We start from the raw sequence: 15,182 nt of genomic DNA on the forward strand, positions 1-15,182 counted from the left end.
ATGTTATCCATTTATTAGTCAATAATTTTCATTTCAACCCTTCGGTTCTGAGCTCTGCCCTCTCTGGTAGTATTGGTTGCTATAGGCTGATCCGGTCCGTATCCGGCATATTTTAACCGTGACGCTTCAATGCCACTTGAAATCAAATAATCCACTACAGCTTTAGCTCTTGCAAGAGACAGTTTTTTATTCAGATCATAACCACCTGTATTATCGGTATGCCCTGAAATCTCAACATTAACCTTACTGTTCAGCATCACCTTAACCAGTTTGTCAAGTTCAGCATAAGAATCTTTTGTCAAAACAGCTTTACCGGTCTCAAATAAAATGTTATTCAAAACAATCTTTTCACCTTTCTTTATCGGTTTAAGCTGGAAATCCTTGCGTACCAGCTTCTCTTCCTTGTTTTGCGGAGCAGGTACCATTTCAAAGGTAAAGAAGTAACCATCCTTACGCAGTTCAACCACCATGCTATGATGCGCCTGCAACATATAATTGTAACGTCCGGTTACTGAATCAGGATAGATAATACTTTCCTGTTGCGATACCGGATCAATAAATTTCATTTCTGCAACAATTGGTTCACCGGTGTTTGAATCTGTCACAGTTCCTGCAAACATAAGCGATTCCTGCTTGGGCTGTGGCATAAGAGTAAAGTTCTGAACCGCTGTTCTAACACTGTCTGCGGCATTAAACACATGCAATTCATCTTCAGAAATATAATCGTTTGCAGATACTTTAAAATAGTACGATCTCCTTATATCACTGAGTTCAGTTTTATATCTACCATAGGTTTCATCCGTTGTAACCTTATCAATCAGTGAATCTGCATCATTATAGATTTCTATTATGGCAATCAACGGCTTATTGGTTTGTTTATCTTTAACCTGCCCTAATAAGGTAAAGTCGTAGGTTATAACTTTTTCAACCTCTTCCGGTACCATTTCCACAGATGCAAAGTACAAGGTATCTGATCCAATTTCTTCTTTAAATACTTCCATATATGGTTTGTAACCGTCAGCATCTACCTTAAACCCTACATTTTCCTTATCAGGGAACCATTTATAGAAAAACCCTTCCTTGTCTGTTGTGAGTTCGGCAAGAACAGAATCGTTAAACACATTATAAATAATAACATGTGCACTGTCCACCGGTTCATTGTTTTCGGAGTCGGTTACTTTACCCTTAATGCTGAAATGATCGTCATCCAGAGTCACAGGATACTTGTAAGTCAGCTGAAACATATCCAAACCACCTACTCCTTCGGGGCGGGTACCAACAACTATTACTTTATTGGTATCAATTTCGAGATACCCGACATCATTATCAGGTGTATTGATCGGATAGCCAAGATTTTCGGGTGTGGTCCACACTCCTTCCCGTGTCAGTGTTGTGCTGAAAATATCATTTCCTCCCATGGAATTATGTCCCTGAGTCGTAAAATATAATGTTCGTCCATCAATACTTACACCACTAACTTCTTCATCGTAAGGTGTATTTATATAAGGCCCCAGATTTTGCGGCACACTCCATTTACTATCCTCATTTAGATGTGTAATGTACAAATCCATTCCACCTTCTCCACCTTTTCTGTTACTTGATAATACCAGAGTTTTCAGATCCAGAAACATGGCTGTTCCTTCCTGATATTTTGTATTAATTTCTCCTTTCAGTGGTTTAGGCTGTTTGAATTTCCCTTTCTTATTTTTCTCCATGTAAAACAAGTCTCCCTTTCCTGCCTTTCCATTGTAGGTTAAAAGAATATCCATTGACGGATTATAGCACAACGCAGCATTATTGACTTTGCTATTCACCCCATGACCCGGTTCACCCAACACTAAAACCGTATCTTCACCGAGCTTTAATGCACTTCTGTCTACATAAAAGAAATCTTCATTTATTTTATTCTTGCTGTTACGATTACTACTGAAAAAGAAAACAGAGTCAGTATAAGCAAAAAACGGTTGAAACTCATCCCGTTTACTGTTTAACGCATAAAACGGATGCACATCAACCCATGCACTGTCTGCGATTAATGCTTTACCGTTTTTACATTCTGAGGTTAGTTTGGCTATTTTCTTCGAAAGTTCCTGTTGCTTTTTGGGTTTCAGTCCATCGTAATATGAATAATAACACTGCTGGGCTTTGTCAAACATCAGGTTAAAATGGTATGCCCTTCCCAAAACAAAATAATATTCCGGCGAAATATCCGGCTCACATTTTAAAAGATAGGATAAAGCAGGTCTTTTATTATTGGTGTATAAATAACAAACACCTATCTTATAATTCAAAGGCGCGTAATTACTATTGGCAACTAAAGCACCTTTAAAAAACTCTAATGCTTCTCCGTAGTGTTCTACGCCTTTTTTATACAGCCTGTCACCGGCTTTAACCAGCTCCCTGGTTCCCAGGGTATCTGCGTCCTTGGATATAAAATCATTCAACACAATTTTAACATCCTCCCCGGCATATACAAAACCTGAAAAAAACAGAGTAAATAACAGCAGGGATAAGTAGTGTTTAGATCGCATATGTAATCAGTTTATTCTGTTGTATTTTAAATTACGGTAAAATTAAAACAAATTTTTTAATTTTTTAACACACCGCGCGGAATTTTGCTCTCAGGATGTTCTTTTATAAAATCTGTCCAGTAATCTTTCACGGTCGTCTTCATTTCACCATGCAACAAAAATATTCCTATCAGGTTAGGAATTGTCATAAATGCAATTGTAATTCCTGACAAAATCCAGACTAGTGTTGTATCCACAAAAGCGGCCACAAAAAATCCCAGAACATAAATAATTCTATACCAGACAACCCATTTGCTTCCAACCAAATATGTAACAGCCCTGTCACCATAATACGACCAGGATATCGCCGTACTGAATGCGAACAACAGGAGTCCGATGGAAACTATATATTGTCCGAATGAACCAAAGAGACCTTTGGTAAATGCAGCAGCAGTCAATGGAGCACTATGCATCAGGGACTTTCCATAAAAATCAAGATTGGCATCTGCCGGCATATTACCATCTGTAACGTGAACCTTTCCTGTATATAGTTGATCTCCTTGCTTAACAACAATATGATCTGCGATAGATCTTGCATGCAGAAATGTTATAGCATTGGTAATTTTTCCATTGATAATATCCAGATCACCTGTGAATTCCTCCAGTTTTTTCTGATCCTGCAGATGATGATAAACAGCTTCTTTTTCCCCAGGATTATTTTCACGGTAAACACCGTTAAGAATTTCCATATCGGAATACTGAAATTTTTGTTCCAGCTTTTCATTCCAGACACCCGAAGATAATATAACCATTCCCGTCAGGAAACATATAATTATCGTATCAATAAACGGCTCAAGAATAGCCACAAAACCTTCAGAAACAGGTTCATGAGCTCTGGCCGCAGAGTGTGCAATTGGCGCCGATCCCTGACCTGCCTCGTTGGAAAACAATCCCCGGTTCACACCCCTGTTAAATGCAAATATAAAACTCGCTCCAAGAAATCCTCCGGTAGCAGCAGTTCCCGTAAATACATCTGTAAAAATTGATGCAAACGAAGGTAATATGTTACTGTAATTTGTAATCAGTACACCTAGTGCTCCAATAAAATAAAAAATTGCCATTGCCGGTACCAGGCGCGAAGTAACCTTCGCAATTCGCTTGATACCGCCTATAATAACCAGCCCAAGCAAAACGGCAAGAATCAGTCCGGTTAATACCTTATTAATACCAAACGTTGAAAACAGCGAATTCGAAATACCGTTTATCTGTGGTAAATTACCGGTTCCGAACGAAGATATTACCGTTGCAACAGCAAAAAAACCTCCCATCCAGTAACCTGTTTTTATCATTTTGCCTGATCCGGTTTTTATATTCAGACGTTTTTTCATGTAATACATAGGACCACCACTAACGGTTCCGTCTTCGCCAAATTCACGGTATTTATGCGATAATGTAACTTCAACAAACTTGGTACACATTCCAAGTACTGCAGTAACCAGCATCCAGAAAAGTGCACCCGGACCACCGAGATGTATTGCCAGTGCTACTCCTGCTATATTGCCTGTTCCAACCGTCCCTGAAAGAGCAGTGGTTAAAGCCTGAAAATGCGAAGTATCACCTTTGTCACTCTTTTTATCGTATTTACCCAGCACACAGCGTATGGCATGATTAAAGTATCTGATCTGGGGAAATCCAAGGTAAAAAGTAAAGAAAATTCCTACACCAAGTAACATAAATACAAACCATCCGCTCCCTCCTATTGCGCCATCTACAGCCTGAAGAATTTCCTGTAATTTTACCATAATCATGCTTTTCAGCTAAAATACACTAATTGTTAACAAATCAAAAATATCTTCTTCCAAAAAGTAATATTTAACTTACAAAACATCACATTTTTTCAATGAAGTACGTTAATCATAAACGAATTGAATATTTATTATTCTAATTTGATAATAAATCAAACATAATTCCATCACATCGTCCCTTATTTCTAACGGTTTTATATAGCGGCAACCTGACAAAAGTTTGTTTGTTGTTCGGTTAATTTTATATAGCTTTGTTCCGATACGTTCATTTTTAAAAGTGAATATTTATTCAAATTGTAGAATTTTTTATTCACAGAACAGATCTGAATATTTAAGGATCGAACCTCAAAATAACTCATAATTTTAGTGGCATGGCTAAAGTTAAAGGCGCAATTAAAGTAGACATCGAAATCTGTAAAGGATGTGATTTATGTGTGGTCTCTTGTCCACAGGATGTATTGGCATTGGGAGCCAAGGTAAACAAGAAAGGTTATAACTATTCGTATATGGCCAACCCTGATAACTGTACAGGTTGCAACAATTGCGCATTGGTTTGTCCTGACAGCTGTATTACCGTTTACAGGGTAAAAATATAAAAGAACAAATCTTATGGAAGAAGTAAGACTACTCAAGGGAAATGAGGCAATAGCCCTGGCAGCCATCCGTTGTGGTTGTGATGGTTATTTCGGATATCCCATTACTCCACAATCCGAAGTTATGGAAACACTTATGGCTGAGAAACCATGGGAATCCACCGGCATGGTTGTTTTACAGGCCGAAAGTGAAGTGGCTTCAATTAATATGTTATACGGTGGAGCCGGATGTGGTAAAAAAGTGATGACATCATCATCCAGTCCGGGAATCAGCTTAATGCAGGAAGGAATTTCCTACATTGCCGGCGCAGAACTGCCATGTCTTGTAGTTAATGTAATGCGTGGTGGTCCGGGACTCGGAACCATACAGCCCAGTCAGGCCGATTATCTGCAAACCGTTAAAGGCGGTGGACATGGTGACTATAAGCTGATTACACTGGCACCAAGTTCAGTTCAGGAAATGGCTGACTTCGTTGATATTGCTTTTAAACTTGCTTTTAAATACCGAAATCCGGCCATGATCCTGTCAGACGGAATTATCGGACAGATGATGGAAAAAGTTGTTCTTCCTGCCCAAAAAGACAGGATGGAAGAATCATATATCCGAAGCAATTATCCATGGGCGACCTTAGGCAAAGACAGTTCCCGTGATTATAATATCATCACCTCCCTTGAGATGGATTCCGAGATGATGGAACAAAATAACCTGAGGATGCAGGCTAAGTATAAGGATCTTGAAGAGAATGATGTGATGTTCGAAGAGATCATGTGCGAAGATGCCGAATACCTGCTTGTAGCTTTTGGTTCTGCTGCAAGAATTTGTCAGAAGGCAGCTGAAATTGCCCGCGAAGAAGGCATAAAAGTGGGACTGTTCAGACCCATAACACTGTTCCCCTTCCCATCAAAAAGGCTTGACACATATTCTACAAAAGTTAATGGCATGCTAACTGTGGAAATGAATGCCGGACAGATGATTGAAGATGTGCGTTTAAGCACCAACGGAAAAATTAAAGTTGAACATTTTGGCCGTATGGGTGGTATTGTTCCTTCGCCGGATGAGATTGTAGACGCATTGAAAAATAAAATAATCGGAGGGTAAAATATGGAACTGACTCTTGAACAAATAATGCAACCCGAAAATATCGTTTACGAAAAAACGAAAATTCTCACCGATAAGCCAATGCACTATTGCCCTGGTTGCAGCCATGGTGTGGTACATAAATTAATTGCAGAAGTGATAGAAGAGATGGGGATACAGGAAAAAACCATTGGTGTGGCTCCTGTTGGCTGTTCGGTTTTCATGTATAATTATCTCAATATTGACTGGACGGAAGCTGCACACGGTAGAGCACCTGCCGTAGCAACCGGCATCAAACGTTTACTTCCTGACCGTTATGTATTTACATATCAGGGTGACGGCGACCTTGCCGCCATCGGTACTGCAGAAACCATTCATGCCTGCAACCGTGGAGAAAACATCGTGATCGTTTTCATCAATAACGGTATTTACGGCATGACGGGTGGACAGATGGCTCCAACAACCATAAAAGGGATGAAGACTTCCACCTGTCCTTTCGGAAGAGAAAGCTCGCAGGATGGAAATCCAATAAAGATGACCGAACTTGTGGCTCATCTTGAAGGAACCAGATATGTTACCCGCCAGAGTGTGCATACTGCAGCGAGTGTTAGAAGGACAAAAAAAGCATTACTAAAAGCTTTTAAAAACCAGGAAGAAAATAAAGGTACTTCATTTATTGAAGTTGTTTCCACCTGTAACTCCGGATGGAAAATGACACCTGTAAAAGCCAACGAATGGATGGAAGAAAATATGTTCCCGTTCTATCCACTCGGTGATATTAAAGACATTTAAAAAGAAACCCCATGAAAGAAGAAATAATAATCGCAGGATTTGGTGGCCAGGGTGTTTTATCTATGGGTAAAATTCTGGCTTATTCGGCCCTTATGCAGGGACAGGAAGTTTCATGGCTGCCATCTTACGGACCTGAAATGCGAGGCGGAACGGCAAATGTTACGGTAATACTGAGTGATGAACGCATATCGTCTCCGGTTCTTACCAAATTTGATACTGCTATTGTGCTGAATCAACCATCGCTCGATAAGTTCGAAGATAAGGTTAAACCCGGAGGAACACTGATATACGACGGGAATGGTATTACCCGTCATCCTGAACGTAAGGACATTAATATTTTCAGGGTTGATGCAACCGAAAAAGCAGCAAAACTAAAGATGCTGAAAACGTTCAACATGATTGTTCTGGGCGGTTTTCTAAAAGTTAAGCCCATCGTGGAAACTGATAATGTTATTGCGGGATTGAAGAAATCCCTCCCTTCCCGGCATCATCATCTGATACCGAAAAATGAAGAAGCATTGAAAATCGGATTTGATTTGATAGAAGCTCAAAATTAAATAATATGATCCGGCTCATTCAGCCGGATTTTTTATATTCCACTACGAATTAATTTTAACATCCATGAAACAGGGTTATCAGTTTGAACTGGAATTAGCTGTACGCGATTACGAATGTGATTTTCAGGGAATAGTTAACAACTCCATTTATCTGAATTATCTGGAACACACACGGCATGAGTTTATTAAAACCGTTGGACTTGACATCATGAAATTGCATGAGGAAGGTATCGATATGGTTGTGGCCCGTTTGGAAATGGCATTTCAAGCACCCCTGAAAAGTGGTGATAAATTTTTGTCGTGCCTAAATTTCAGAAAGGATGGATTAAAGTATCTGTTTCAGCAGGAAATATTCAGATTGCCTGATATGAAACGTGCTATAAAAGCCACAGTAACCGGAGTAGCTATGGTCAATGGAAAATTATCGAATGTTGATAAAATTGAGAAGATACTGCAAGGGCATCAGGCCGGCTGATGCTCCTTACGTAATAAATCGTTCACTTCCTTCACCGGATTAAACGTTGCCACCGGAACTTCCACAAAAATGGTACTCCAGTATGCCATAGCTCCGTTCCATAAACCCGGTAATTCCAGCGCTTTCAAATCTTTTCCGTCTTTTGACTTATACGAAATAAATCCGGTTTCAGGATCTTTGTATTTCCTGAGATCATATTTTGAACCGTCTGCTTTTTTCACGCTGCAAATCAAATCAACCGGATTAAAATGAGTTGCTCCGGCAATCATTTTCTTAACATCTTCATCATCCGCATCCAGCTGACTCATTTCAGCAATCTGCAACGACTGGTTTCCTTCGGCATCAACCACCCAATATGGTCCACCTCCGGGTTCTCCTTCATTTTTAACCATGCCGCAAACCCTTATCGGTCTGTCAAGTTTTTGTTTCAACAGGTCAACTTTTGCATTGAAATCCAGTTGATCAAATCCGTCGCTAAATCTGAAAAAGAGTTCTGATTCAATAAAGTGTTTAACCTCTGTAATCAGTTCTTCATTAGGCTGATTTAATTGTTCAAGGTAATCGAACACCTTATTCCTGACATCCATTAAAATTCCGGCAAGCGCTTTTTTATATGTAATGGTTGGTTCTTTAAAGTGATCCGGAACCACATTGTCAATATTTTTAATAAAGATGATATCTGCATCCAGTTCGTTCAGGTTTTCGAGCAGTGCCCCATGTCCCCCCGGACGGAATAACAGTGTACCATCCTCGTTCCGGAATAAGGTATTGTCCATATTTACAGCAACAGTATCTGTGGAAGGTTTCTGAAGTGAATACGAAATATCAAACTTCACTCCCAGTTCCTTTTCGTACTGAAGCTGAATCTTTTTCTGCAGCTTATTAAAAGCCACCATGTGCTCCTCAGACACTGTAAAATGCAGATTTACAATCTTATTGGTCTGTTTTGAATACATGGCACCTTCAACCAGATGTTCCTCAAAAGCTGTGCGGGCTCCATTCTCATATTTATGGAATTTAAGTAGTCCTTTGGGCAACACGCCATATCCCATGCCACTTTTATCCAGAAGACGGGATACCATCTTTTTAAAATAATTCCCATCGTCAATATCCATATCTTCCAGGTAATCCGACAGATCTTCAAAGAATGCAAAATCCTCCACTTTCTTAAAGAAATTCTTCACGGATTCTCTTTCGGGGTATTGCTCCTGTTTATTCAGAAAATAAAACAAATCTTTAAACATTCTGGAAGCTGCTCCTGAAGCAGGAACAAATTTAACTACAGAAATACCTTTCTTAAGTGCCTTTTCCCAATCCTCAATTTTTTCTGAGGTACTTTTCAAAAACAAAATGCCATTATCTATGGTCGCAGGTTCCTTAATATTTAAAAATGGAATACCACGTTTAAACGTTTCTACCTGATCTTCTACAACAGCTGGTTCAATCCCCTTATTTCCTAGCTGCTCCAAATCTTTTTCTGTCAACATCTCGTTCTTCAATTTTGCGTAAAGATACTTAAATACGATACATTTTGAAAAATGTAGCCATGTTTATTTATACTCCCGGCAGCATGACAAATACATTTTTTGTATCATTGCAGCGCATGAATAATTTGACGCAAAGAAATAGAAGATATAATGATTATCCGTCATTTTCGAGGAAGTATTTTGGAGAACGGGTACAAAAAGTCTCGATCAATGCTGGCTTTACCTGTCCTAACAGGGATGGAAAGACTGGTTACGGTGGATGTACATATTGTAATAATCAGAGTTTTAATCCTGAATACTGTTCTGAAGAACGATCAATTACCGAACAAATAGAACAGGGTATCCGTTTTTTCGATCACAAGTATAAAACCCAAAAGTACCTTGCCTATTTTCAGGCTTACACCAACACGTATGAGCCTATTGAAAAACTCGTTGCCAAATATGAAGAAGCGTTGCATCACCCGAAAGTTATCGGACTGGTTATCGGTACCCGGCCCGATTGCATCTCAAATGAGCTGCTGACTTATTTCAATGCACTTCAAAACACATATTATGTAACTGTTGAATATGGCATTGAGTCAACACTGGATTCAACCCTTGAATTCATAAACCGGGGGCATAATTACCAGACCGCAGTTGATGCAATACATATGACTTCAAAAGCAGGCATTCATACCGGTGCACACCTCATACTGGGATTACCCAAAGAATCACGGGAAGATATTCTGGGTCATGCCAAACGAATATCACAATTACCACTGCACACGATAAAGCTACACCAACTTCAGTTGATAAAAGGAACAAAGATGGCTCATCAGTATAAAGAACATCCCGAGTGGTTCAGATTTTATTCTGCCGATGAATATATTGATCTGGCCATTGATTTTTTGGAGTATCTGAATCCTGAGTTCATCGTTGAACGTTTTATCAGCCAGTCGCCAACAGAATTGCTGGTAAACAAAATATGGGGATTAAAAAACTTTGAGTTCGTGCATAAACTTGAGAAAAGACTGAAAGACAGAGATACCTGGCAGGGAAAATATTTTTAAGTTACGCTAATTTTATATCCGATAACGTCTCGAATACCGCACATCCTGACTGCAATAAAATCTCCCTGTTTTGATGCCCGCAGGCCACAAACACTGTTTTAATGCCTATAGAATCTGCTACTTCATAATCGTGATAAGTATCGCCAATCCAGACCACTTCGCCGGGACTGAATCCACTTTGCTCAAGAATAAGATTTCCTAAATGAGCTTTGCCTCCTCCGTAATGATCATCTATACCCAGAACGACATCAAAATACTGCTCAAGGTTATAATCCATGATCATGCTGTTCAATTTGCCATGTTCCATTGCCGAAACAATAAACTGTTTCAGATTCTGTTCCCGCATTTTATTCAATACAGAGACCGCGTCACTAAATAGCTTAAGCCTGTGCATATTCCGCCAGTAAGTCTCCATATATTCCATCGCAACAAGTTCCCACTTTTCAGATGTAAAATCAAAACCAATTGTCTCGTAATAATTCTTAACAGGAAAAGTAAACACCTTTTTATAGTGCTCCTCTGTAAGTGGATCCAGGTCCCGTTTTACCAGAAGTTCATTAATGCAACCTATAGAATATGCCACATCATTCAATAAGGTGCCATTCCAGTCCCATATGATGCCTTTTATTTTTTCAGAACTATTTTTGAATATCATGGAATAAAATTGAAAGCCCGGATGTCTAAACGTTGTAAAATTAATAAATTTAAAAAAATGAAGAAGCTAACATTATTTTTAAGTGCTGTGATCATGTTATCTCTTTCTGCAACAACAGCTATGGCTCAATATGGTGGCGGACAACGTAATGGTGGTCAACAAGGTCAGCAAGGCCAACAGGGACAAAGACAGAGGATGTCGTATGCAGAACGTCAGGAGCAACGTCTTACACAGTTAACAAAAGATCTCTCCCTGACTGAAGATCAGGTTACAAAAGCAAAAGAACTGAACAAAAAGTACGACAAGAAAATGACGGACATGCGCAACCAGGCAACAACGCCTGAAGAACGTCAGGCACAACGTGGAAAATTCCGTGAAGTTATGGATGAATATAACAAGGAATTCAAAGCGCTTTTAACGGACGAACAAAAAGTGAAGTACGATAAAATAATTGAGGAAAGAAGGCAAAGATTTAACAGACAGGGACCTCCAAACGGAGAAAGACCTCAAAGAGGCAACAGAACGAATTAATTAAGGGTTTTTTTCATATTTCAAAAAGGCTGCATCGCAAGGTGCAGCTTTTTTATTCATCGGAAAAGTGAACCAAAACTTTTCGGTAAGCATTAAAAATTTTTGATTTCGACACAAATCCCAGATAAACACCATTATCGTCCACTACCGGCAGATTCCATGCACCCGTTTTTTCAAATGTATTCATTACCTCCTCCATTGTCTGGTTTATGCTAATAACAGCAGGTGGTACAATCATAAGTTTTTTTACTTTGAACACATCATATTTCTCGGGCCGAAACATGATATTGCGGATATCATCAAGCAGAACGATTCCAACCAGTTTCTGTTCGCGATCAACCACCGGATAAATATTACGTTTGGATGAAGAAATAACCTTAATAATGTCCCCAAGTGTCCAGTCCGGGTATGCCTTCTCAAAGTCTGTCTCAATAACACTATTCAGTTTCATCAACGTAAGAACAGTTTTATCCTTATGGTGTGTCAGTAATTGTCCACGTTGCGCGAGCCGCTTATGGTATATACTATGCGACTCAAAAGATTTAATGGTGATATACGAAAACAGAGACGTAATCATTAAAGGGATAAACAATTCATACCCATCCGTTATCTCCGCAATCAGGAAGATCGCTGTTAATGGAGCATGCATTACACCGGTCATCATTCCGGCCATGCCAACAAGCGTAAAATTGCTCTCAGGAAGCATAACTCCGAAATGTCCGAAAATAAAAGCAAAGGTGAACCCAGCTACACCACCTAAAAATAAAGAAGGTGCAAATATACCACCTACTCCTCCGGCACCTGTTGTTACACTGGTTGCCACAACTTTAAATGTCACAATCAATAAAAGGTAAACTGCAAACAAATAAAAGTTTCCCTGAATTCCCGTGAAAATACTGCCATTCAGCACAGCACCGCTTTCTCCATGAAGCAAAGCACGAATTGTTGTATATCCTTCTCCGTATAAGGAAGGGAAGAAGAAAATAAGCACACTCAGAATAACCCCTCCAATCAACAGTCGATGCATTTGCGTCTTAAATTTATCCAGCCATGATTCAATAAACATTACCCCCCTTGAAAAGTATAGCGAGATGAATCCTGAGAAAACGCCCAGAAAGATAAAAAAAGGAATGGTCCAGAGTTCAAAACTGTCGATGAGTTCAAAATTAAATAGTACTTCGTCTCCCATCAAAAAGTTTGCGAACGAAGCTGCTGTTACAGCAGAGATTAGCAATGGTATAAGCGAAGCCATAGTAAGGTCCAGCATTAACACCTCCAGCGTGAATACCATACCAGCCATCGGCGCCTTAAAGATACCGGCAATAGCTCCGGCCGAACCACAACCAATCAAAACAATCAGTGATTTGTGATCAAGATTAAAAAACCTACCAATATTTGATCCCAGGGAAGCTCCGGTTAAAACGATCGGGGCCTCTGCTCCTACGGATCCTCCAAATCCAATGGTAAACGTACTTGCAATTATAGAAGACCATGAATTATGCGGCTTTATACGCCCTTTTTTATTGGAAATAGCAAATAGAATTTTAGATACACCATGCCCGATATTGTCCTTCACAAAATACTTAATAAACAGCACCGTTAATATAATGCCGAGTATTGGGAAAAGTAACAACATATAATTCCCCTTATCAGAGGAAAAATTTTCAATAAGTAAATGATGGGTGTAATGAACTGTTGTCTTTAAAACAAATGCAGCTAATCCACTTAGTAGCCCTACAATAAAACTGATGATGTATAATTTCTTTTCAGTCGATAAGCTGCGAAAATTCTGAAGCGATCTGATGATGTACGCTTTAGCCATTTTAATTTATTATTTGGGCTGCGAAGTTACAATAATCAATATGATTAAGAAAACGATTTAAACAAAAAAAGAGGTACATTTCTGCACCTCTTTTTAATCTCTTCCGGCAAGCTTATTTTTTAGGAATACTTGCTTTATAAGTTTCGTAAGCCTTGATCTGATCATTCATATTGGAGATCGCACTCTTGGCAATGGTATTATTAGGATCAATTTCCAGTGTCTTCTCAAAACCGGTTTTCGCTTTATCCCATAAAGCCAAGGCATCTTTCATTTTAGAAAGGTATATTCCGGCATCACCACTACCGGCAGCTGTTACAGCAATTTCATTGGCTTCGTTATAAGGATCCTGAGCCTGAATATTGTAGTATTTCGCTACATAATCGCGAAATTTTGAATAATACTTACTGTTTGGATAATCCGATAAAATCCTTTTAAGAGTTTCAATCTCCTTTTCTTTATCACCTTTTTCACTATATATTTTTGAAATATAATACAACGAAAGATCAGGCTTATAATTTTTTGTGATGCATTCGTTGAAATACTTTTCAGCTTTATCATATTGTTTAGCCTTAGAAGCACTGTTGGCCAGATTATATAAGGTTGTATTATCGTCAGCTACTCCATCCTCGTTGGTTGCAAAATATGCCTCGTATTTTGTAACTGCATCCGCATAGTGCTTTGTCCTTAAAGCCTCGTTTCCTGCATTTTTTAGTTCAGCTGCACTCTCCTGAGCAAACATGCCAATTGAAAAGACCAGAAATGTCAATATTACCCCAATTTTTTTCATTTTCAACTATATTTATTTGTTATACACTTAGTTATTTCAATTTACAAGCCGCTAAAATAATCTTTTTTGTTAAAACGACAATGTCATCATTTAAAATTAGATTGTTTTAAACATTTATGTCAGAAATAATTCAACAACCATGCCAAAATCATTCCACCTTATATAACGATCTATTGATCAAAAGGTTGTATGCATTCATTATTTTTAATAAAATACTACTATGTACCTTAAACCCAACTCCATCTATAAAACTTATTGGCAACACACCAGGTGATGTACCGGTAAGAAAACATGCGTCGTATCTGTTAATTTCATTATAACTAATATTACCCTCCTTTACAGAAATGTTTTCTCTCCTGCATAGTTCAATCACTTTATTCCGGGTCACGCCAGATAATACATCTTTGGTTTCAGGTGTAAACACTGCATCACCTTTTATAAAAAACAGGTTGGTTCTGCTCCCTTCTGTAAGATTACCCAGTTCATTTATCAAAATCACCTCAAACACATCCTGGTTTTTCAAGATATGATCCACTTTCAATTTTAAATCGTGATGAACCACTTTCACTGCAGGATCCTCTCTTATTGATTCCAAAGTAACAGTTTTTACCCCGGTATTATAAATCACAGGCTCAGGATAAAACGATGGAATAAATCCAATTATCACATTAATGGATTCCGAAATAAACACGTCAATCCTGATATTCATGTACCGGAACATATTCTGACGGATCAGTATGGAAATTAGCTCAGGAAAGTTGATTTCCGAAAGCGGAACATCAACCTGCTTTGCACGAAGAGAATTCACTAAGCGGTTAAAATGATCTTCCCAAAAGAGTATTTTTCCATCTATGATCCGGACAACCTCATAAATATTTTGTCCTTCCATGCATTCTTCCAGACCGAAAGAGATATCAGTAAGTTTTCCGTTTAGGAAAATTTTATGCCCTGTATACCTTAACATATGTTTTGATTAATATCCAAAGATATATAAATTGATTCTGAATTACCTGTTTTCAGTTGATTTGAAGGACAGCAAAA

Annotated in this window: 14 protein-coding genes; 7 read left to right on the plus strand and 7 right to left on the minus strand. The window is 38.7% G+C overall.

Going from position 1 to position 15,182, the window contains the following annotated elements; translation table 11 throughout:
* Positions 1 to 14 precede the first annotated feature (14 nt).
* The gene (locus ACE01N_RS06720; RefSeq protein WP_380586096.1) at positions 15 to 2,531 is read right to left on the minus strand and encodes an OmpA family protein; all 2,517 of its coding nucleotides are present in this window, start codon (positions 2,529 to 2,531) and stop codon (positions 15 to 17) included.
* A gap of 56 nt (positions 2,532 to 2,587) precedes the next feature.
* Entirely contained in the window at positions 2,588 to 4,312 is a 1,725-nt protein-coding gene (locus ACE01N_RS06725) for an alanine/glycine:cation symporter family protein (RefSeq protein ID WP_380586099.1), read from the minus strand.
* 374 nt (positions 4,313 to 4,686) lie between these two features.
* Between ACE01N_RS06725 and ACE01N_RS06730 the strand changes: the two genes are divergently transcribed.
* The 5 genes from ACE01N_RS06730 (at position 4,687) to ACE01N_RS06750 (ending at position 7,810) form a co-directional block, all read left to right on the plus strand.
* Positions 4,687 to 4,911, plus strand: a complete 225-nt coding sequence (locus tag ACE01N_RS06730; RefSeq protein WP_375728424.1) for a 4Fe-4S dicluster domain-containing protein — start codon at positions 4,687 to 4,689, stop codon at positions 4,909 to 4,911.
* Between the two features lie 13 nt (positions 4,912 to 4,924).
* Positions 4,925 to 6,007, plus strand: coding sequence for a 3-methyl-2-oxobutanoate dehydrogenase subunit VorB (locus tag ACE01N_RS06735; RefSeq protein WP_380586103.1), 1,083 nt, complete (start codon positions 4,925 to 4,927; stop codon positions 6,005 to 6,007).
* A 3-nt stretch (positions 6,008 to 6,010) separates the two neighbouring features.
* On the plus strand, positions 6,011 to 6,778 hold the full coding sequence (locus ACE01N_RS06740; RefSeq protein ID WP_375728422.1) for a thiamine pyrophosphate-dependent enzyme: 768 nt from the start codon (positions 6,011 to 6,013) through the stop codon (positions 6,776 to 6,778).
* 11 nt (positions 6,779 to 6,789) lie between these two features.
* Positions 6,790 to 7,335, plus strand: coding sequence for a 2-oxoacid:acceptor oxidoreductase family protein (locus ACE01N_RS06745; RefSeq protein ID WP_375728421.1), 546 nt, complete (start codon positions 6,790 to 6,792; stop codon positions 7,333 to 7,335).
* Positions 7,336 to 7,399: 64 nt separating this feature from the next.
* A complete protein-coding gene (locus ACE01N_RS06750) occupies positions 7,400 to 7,810 on the plus strand; it encodes an acyl-CoA thioesterase (protein ID WP_380586108.1) in 411 nt (136 codons plus the stop codon).
* Here the strand turns inward: ACE01N_RS06750 and ACE01N_RS06755 are convergent.
* Positions 7,798 to 9,297: a DUF4301 family protein gene (locus ACE01N_RS06755; RefSeq protein ID WP_380586111.1), complete on the minus strand. Its 1,500-nt coding sequence runs from the start codon at positions 9,295 to 9,297 to the stop codon at positions 7,798 to 7,800. The genes ACE01N_RS06750 and ACE01N_RS06755 overlap by 13 nt on opposite strands.
* A 59-nt stretch (positions 9,298 to 9,356) precedes the next feature.
* On the opposite strand from ACE01N_RS06755, the gene mnmL reads away from it, so the two are divergent.
* Positions 9,357 to 10,346: a tRNA modification radical SAM protein MnmL/YtqA gene (gene mnmL / locus ACE01N_RS06760; RefSeq protein WP_380586114.1), complete on the plus strand. Its 990-nt coding sequence runs from the start codon at positions 9,357 to 9,359 to the stop codon at positions 10,344 to 10,346.
* A gap of 1 nt (position 10,347) precedes the next feature.
* Here the strand turns inward: mnmL and ACE01N_RS06765 are convergent, their stop codons facing one another.
* The gene (locus ACE01N_RS06765) at positions 10,348 to 11,001 is read right to left on the minus strand and encodes an HAD family hydrolase (protein WP_380586117.1); all 654 of its coding nucleotides are present in this window, start codon (positions 10,999 to 11,001) and stop codon (positions 10,348 to 10,350) included.
* Positions 11,002 to 11,058: 57 nt separating this feature from the next.
* Between ACE01N_RS06765 and ACE01N_RS06770 the strand changes: the two genes are divergently transcribed.
* Positions 11,059 to 11,532: a Spy/CpxP family protein refolding chaperone gene (locus tag ACE01N_RS06770; protein WP_380586120.1), complete on the plus strand. Its 474-nt coding sequence runs from the start codon at positions 11,059 to 11,061 to the stop codon at positions 11,530 to 11,532.
* A gap of 52 nt (positions 11,533 to 11,584) precedes the next feature.
* Here the strand turns inward: ACE01N_RS06770 and ACE01N_RS06775 are convergent, their stop codons facing one another.
* From ACE01N_RS06775 to ACE01N_RS06785, 3 genes are all read right to left on the minus strand, one after another.
* On the minus strand, positions 11,585 to 13,354 hold the full coding sequence (locus ACE01N_RS06775; RefSeq protein WP_380586122.1) for a chloride channel protein: 1,770 nt from the start codon (positions 13,352 to 13,354) through the stop codon (positions 11,585 to 11,587).
* 112 nt (positions 13,355 to 13,466) lie between these two features.
* Positions 13,467 to 14,141 (minus strand): tetratricopeptide repeat protein, encoded by a 675-nt coding sequence (locus tag ACE01N_RS06780; protein WP_380586125.1) that lies wholly within the window; start codon positions 14,139 to 14,141, stop codon positions 13,467 to 13,469.
* Positions 14,142 to 14,289: 148 nt separating this feature from the next.
* Complete coding sequence (locus ACE01N_RS06785; RefSeq protein WP_380586128.1) at positions 14,290 to 15,105, minus strand: aminotransferase class IV; 816 nt, start codon at positions 15,103 to 15,105, stop codon at positions 14,290 to 14,292.
* Positions 15,106 to 15,182: the final 77 nt, after the last annotated feature.

The organism is Quyinboa ferrireducens (genome assembly GCF_042436675.1).
Classification (GTDB): domain Bacteria; phylum Bacteroidota; class Bacteroidia; order Bacteroidales; family UBA5342; genus JBHJHP01.

Excerpts from the sequence above, each read along its gene's own strand:
- ACE01N_RS06720 (WP_380586096.1), bottom strand. The coding sequence starts at position 2,531 with ATGCGATCTAAACACTACTTATCCCTGCTGTTATTTACTCTGTTTTTT.
- ACE01N_RS06725 (WP_380586099.1), bottom strand. The coding sequence starts at position 4,312 with ATGGTAAAATTACAGGAAATTCTTCAGGCTGTAGATGGCGCAATAGGA.
- ACE01N_RS06730 (WP_375728424.1), top strand. The coding sequence starts at position 4,687 with ATGGCTAAAGTTAAAGGCGCAATTAAAGTAGACATCGAAATCTGTAAA.
- ACE01N_RS06735 (WP_380586103.1), top strand. The coding sequence starts at position 4,925 with ATGGAAGAAGTAAGACTACTCAAGGGAAATGAGGCAATAGCCCTGGCA.
- ACE01N_RS06740 (WP_375728422.1), top strand. The coding sequence starts at position 6,011 with ATGGAACTGACTCTTGAACAAATAATGCAACCCGAAAATATCGTTTAC.
- ACE01N_RS06745 (WP_375728421.1), top strand. The coding sequence starts at position 6,790 with ATGAAAGAAGAAATAATAATCGCAGGATTTGGTGGCCAGGGTGTTTTA.
- ACE01N_RS06750 (WP_380586108.1), top strand. The coding sequence starts at position 7,400 with ATGAAACAGGGTTATCAGTTTGAACTGGAATTAGCTGTACGCGATTAC.
- ACE01N_RS06755 (WP_380586111.1), bottom strand. The coding sequence starts at position 9,297 with ATGTTGACAGAAAAAGATTTGGAGCAGCTAGGAAATAAGGGGATTGAA.
- mnmL (WP_380586114.1), top strand. The coding sequence starts at position 9,357 with ATGTTTATTTATACTCCCGGCAGCATGACAAATACATTTTTTGTATCA.
- ACE01N_RS06765 (WP_380586117.1), bottom strand. The coding sequence starts at position 11,001 with ATGATATTCAAAAATAGTTCTGAAAAAATAAAAGGCATCATATGGGAC.
- ACE01N_RS06770 (WP_380586120.1), top strand. The coding sequence starts at position 11,059 with ATGAAGAAGCTAACATTATTTTTAAGTGCTGTGATCATGTTATCTCTT.
- ACE01N_RS06775 (WP_380586122.1), bottom strand. The coding sequence starts at position 13,354 with ATGGCTAAAGCGTACATCATCAGATCGCTTCAGAATTTTCGCAGCTTA.
- ACE01N_RS06780 (WP_380586125.1), bottom strand. The coding sequence starts at position 14,141 with ATGAAAAAAATTGGGGTAATATTGACATTTCTGGTCTTTTCAATTGGC.
- ACE01N_RS06785 (WP_380586128.1), bottom strand. The coding sequence starts at position 15,105 with ATGTTAAGGTATACAGGGCATAAAATTTTCCTAAACGGAAAACTTACT.